1 protein-coding gene is annotated in these 689 nt (G+C 40.8%); it reads left to right on the plus strand.

The features are described from left to right. Nucleotides 1-111: 111 nt before the first annotated feature. On the plus strand, nt 112-689 hold a 578-nt coding region (locus tag I6E69_RS20480; RefSeq protein WP_197122225.1), incomplete at its 3' end, for a helix-turn-helix domain-containing protein.

The following is a 689-nucleotide window of genomic DNA, read 5'->3' on the forward strand; positions in this document are numbered from 1 at the left end:
AGTTGTATTAGTTCAGACAAGATCTGACACATCAACTTGAAAAAGTGAGAGTTACCCGTTTTGATAAAAGGTGTCGAATCTTTAAATCAAAACATATAAGAGGTAACTCTCATGCTACATACTAACAATCCAATTATTAAACACAAAGCGGGTTTACTTAATCTTGCAGAAGAACTTGGCAACGTATCAAGAGCCTGCAAAGTGATGGGCGTATCCCGTGATACATTTTATCGATATCAAGAACTCGTCGAAGACGGTGGACTTGATACGTTAATTGATAAAAGTCGTAGAGCGCCAAACTTAAAAAATAGAGTTGATGAAGCAACTGAACAAGCCGTCATTAAATACGCTGTCGATTATCCAGCTCATGGCCAACACAGAACGAGTAATGAACTCAGAAAACAAGGCGTATTCGTTTCTGGCAGCGGTGTTCGTTCAATATGGCTACGTCATGACCTAGAGAACTTCAAAAAGCGTCTCAAGGCGCTAGAAAGTAAAATGGCTAACGAAGGTATTATTCTCACCGACGCCCAAGTAGCTGCGCTTGAAAAGAAAAAACATGATGACGAAGCGTGTGGTGAAATTGAAACGGCTCACCCAGGTTATCTAGGCTCTCAAGATACATTTTACGTCGGTAATCTCAAAGGCGTTGGGCGTATCTACCAACAAACCTTCGTTGATACATACAG

Source organism: Pseudoalteromonas sp. NZS100 (assembly GCF_015864815.1).
Taxonomy (GTDB): domain Bacteria; phylum Pseudomonadota; class Gammaproteobacteria; order Enterobacterales; family Alteromonadaceae; genus Pseudoalteromonas; species Pseudoalteromonas distincta.